General features: G+C 70.6%; 3 protein-coding genes and 1 pseudogene. 1 reads left to right on the top strand and 3 read right to left on the bottom strand.

Annotated elements, in window-relative coordinates:
- Positions 1-20: 20 nt before the first annotated feature.
- From CCN56_RS36690 to CCN56_RS36680, 3 genes are all read right to left on the bottom strand, one after another.
- Positions 21-674, bottom strand: coding sequence for a DedA family protein (locus CCN56_RS36690; protein WP_086832058.1), 654 nt, complete (start codon positions 672-674; stop codon positions 21-23).
- A gap of 179 nt (positions 675-853) precedes the next feature.
- The gene (locus CCN56_RS36685) at positions 854-1,357 is read right to left on the bottom strand and encodes a hypothetical protein (protein WP_086832057.1); all 504 of its coding nucleotides are present in this window, start codon (positions 1,355-1,357) and stop codon (positions 854-856) included.
- Positions 1,358-1,652: 295 nt separating this feature from the next.
- Positions 1,653-2,114, bottom strand: coding sequence for a DUF4442 domain-containing protein (locus CCN56_RS36680; protein WP_179200122.1), 462 nt, complete (start codon positions 2,112-2,114; stop codon positions 1,653-1,655).
- Positions 2,115-2,220: 106 nt separating this feature from the next.
- On the opposite strand from CCN56_RS36680, the pseudogene CCN56_RS36675 reads away from it, so the two are divergent.
- A pseudogene (locus CCN56_RS36675) lies at positions 2,221-3,085 on the top strand (hypothetical protein); the annotation flags it as partial.

The raw sequence follows: 3,085 nt of genomic DNA, 5'->3' as shown, positions 1-3,085 counted from the left end.
CGTACGCCTGCGGTCCGCGCTCAGTCCGCCGCCGGGACCGGCTCCTGCTCCACGACCTCGGCCCGCTGCGCCGCCGCCTTCTTGGCCCGGTTCTTGACGACCAGCATCGAGACGATGCCGATCAGCACGGCGAGGACGAGGCCCAGCCAGGAGAAGCGCTTGAGCCAGGCCTCGGCGACGACGCCGACCGTGTAGATGACGGCCGTGGTGCCGCCGGCCCACAGGATGCCGCCGAGGACGTTGGCGATGAGGAACTTCCAGTACGGCATGTGCAGCACGCCCGCGAGCGGCCCCGCGAAGATGCGGAGGAGGGCGATGAAGCGGCCGAAGAAGACCGCCCACATCCCCCACTTCTGGAAGGAGTTCTCGGCGAGCCCGATGTTGGCCTCGCTGAAGTGCTTGGGGAACTTCGCGCCCAGCCGGGCGAGCAGCGGCCGCCCGCCCTTGCGGCCGATCGCGTAGCCGATCGAGTCGCCGACGATCGCTCCGGCCGTGGCGCAGGCGCCGAGGACGTACGGATTGATGTCGCCGTGCTGCGAGGCGAGCAGCGCCGAGCTGACGAGCACGATCTCACCGGGCAGCGGGATGCCCAGGCTCTCCACCCCGATCACCACCGCCACAAGGGCGTAGACGGCGACCGCGGGGATCGTCTCCAGCCACTCCTGGACGTGCACGCGGTTCCTCCCGTGTCGGCTGCTCGACGGCCCGGCGGGTACGTCGGCGGGCACGCCGTGAAAGCCTACCCGGTCGGGAAGAACGGACCTCGACGCCGACGAGGCCCCCGCCCCGGAGAGGCCCGGAGAGGTCCGGAGAGGTCCGGACGAGGCGGGGACTTCGCCGTGCCCACCGGGTGTCAGTGGAAGAGCAGGGAGGCGCCGCCGGCGTCGGTGGTGACCGATCCCGGGCAGAGGAAGCTGCCGGAGGTCTTCGTCGCGGTGAACGCCTGGTTCACGTACCTGCGGGTGGTGCTGTCGCGGTTCAGCAGGACGTTGGTCGCCTTGTAGCGGCAGGAGATGCCGTACTGCGTTCCCGTGATGTCGATGACGTCGGCCTTCGCCTGGCCGGCCGCGTCGTCGAAGGTGACGTCGGGGTTGTTGTTGAGGGCGGCGGTGATGCCTCCGGTACAGCCCAGGTTGCCGCCCGGCGTGTTGATGCTGGTGCGGTCGATGGACAGCGCGGTGGGCGGGTTGGCGCTGGTCCGGGCGTTGGTCCAGGTGCAGGTGCTGCCCGAGACCACGATCACGCCGTCGACCTGCTGCGTTGCGGTGGGTCCGAAGGCGTTCGCCGCCGTGGCCGCTCCGGCGGTGGCCGCGATGATCAGGGCGGTGACGCACGAGAGTGTCGAGGACTTCCTCATGTCGCTCCTTCTGGGCCGCGTCCTTGTGGGGTGTGAGCCTCATGGAAGGTGCCACAGGGACCTTGAATTGTCAGGTACCCGTCAATTCTTTGGCCGGATGGCACTCCCCCCGGACCAGAGCACCCACCGACCGGGCCCTCGCGTCACGTACGAGAGGCGCGTCCACGGCCGGATCGACGCGGGCGATCGCGACTCCCGTGCCGTGGACGTCCCCCTCTCCGCCGCGCCGCGTTCAGCAGCGCTCAGTCGCCCGGAGGCGAGGGAACCGGCGCGGGACCCGCGCCGGCCGTCCGGCTCACTTCCCCGGGCCGTTGGGCCTGAGCGTCCACAGAACCGCCATCTCGCCGGTCACGGCGCCGTCCTCGCGGGTGATGTCGATCCGCACCGGGAACTCCGGCCGCTGTCCGGCGTCGAGTTCGGCGACGACCTCGGCGACGGGGCGACCGAGGGTGGCGGTGGCGGTGACGACACCCATGGCCAGCTTCTTGTAGCCGATCTCCGCCTTGACCGCGAGCGGGACCGCACGGCTCAGCTGGTCGCCGAAGGCGGCGAGCACGATGGCTCCGCTGGCGGACTCGGCCAGGGTGAACATCGCTCCGGCGTGCGGGCCGCCGACGTGGTTGTGGTAGGCGGGCTGGTCCGGGAGGCGCACGACGGCGCGCTCGGCGGTGGTCTCCAGGAACTCCAGGTTGAGGGTTCCGGCCATGGGGACCGTGGCGGCGAGCATCTCGCCGACGGACATCTGGTCTGCGCTCATGGACCGTGATGTTACCCACCAGTAGCAGCCTTGGCCATCCCCCGCCCCGCCCCCGCCCGGGGGCGGGCGTGGTCGAGCGGCCCCCGCACCTCTATGGTTACTGGCCATGTGGCCAGGACAGCAGCCGCCCGGGGGCGAGCAGAACCCGCAGGACCAGAGTCAGAACCCCTACCAGCAGTCGGGGTACCAGCAGCCGAACCCGTATCAGCAGCCGCCGGCCCAGCCCGGGTACCCGCAGCAGCCGCCGACGCAGCCCGGCTACCCGCAGCAGCCGCCGACGCAGCCCGGCTACCCGCAGCAGGGATACGCGCAGCAGCCGGGTTCCCCGAACCCGTACCAGCAGCCGACCGTGCCGCAGCAGTACGCGGTGCCGGGCGCCGGACAGCCCGGCGGGCCCGACGGCGGGAAGAAGAAGCAGACGACGATCGTGGCGATCGTCGCCGCCACCGCNNCCGGCGCCCGACCCGAGCCAGTCGTCCGGGATCGACAACCCGCGCGACGGCGCGGCGCAGCAGCCGACGATCCCCGGCTGGAAGGTCGTCTACAACCCGAAGTACGGCACCCTCTTCGACGTACCGCCGGAGTGGGAGGTGTACAAGACGGGCTCGATCACCTTCTTCGAGGACGAGAAGAAGGGCGGCGGCACCCCGCTGGTGACGATGTCCAGCCCCACGAGCTTGAAGAGCAAGTGGTGCACCTACGACGTCAACAAGAACGGCACCGACGAGACCTGGAGCCTGTCCACGGCCGGCACCAAGGGCGGCCAGGGCGCCAAGGACACCTCGTCCCTCGCGCGCAGCGAGGCCGGCACGTGGGTGTGGGGCGGCTACGCGCAGCACATGCCGCAGAGCACCATCAAGATCACCAAGCCGGTGCCGTACACGACGAAGTCCGGCCTCACCGGCAGCATGGCGACGGCCACGGCGCCGAACGTCAAGAAGCGCAACAAGTGCGAGACGGACGGGAAGTCG

This window comes from Streptomyces sp. NRRL B-24572 (genome assembly GCF_002156145.1).
GTDB lineage: Bacteria > Actinomycetota > Actinomycetes > Streptomycetales > Streptomycetaceae > Streptomyces > Streptomyces vietnamensis.
The sequence above is the reverse complement of the archived record's forward strand: the minus strand, read 5'-3'. Positions and strand labels throughout refer to the sequence as shown.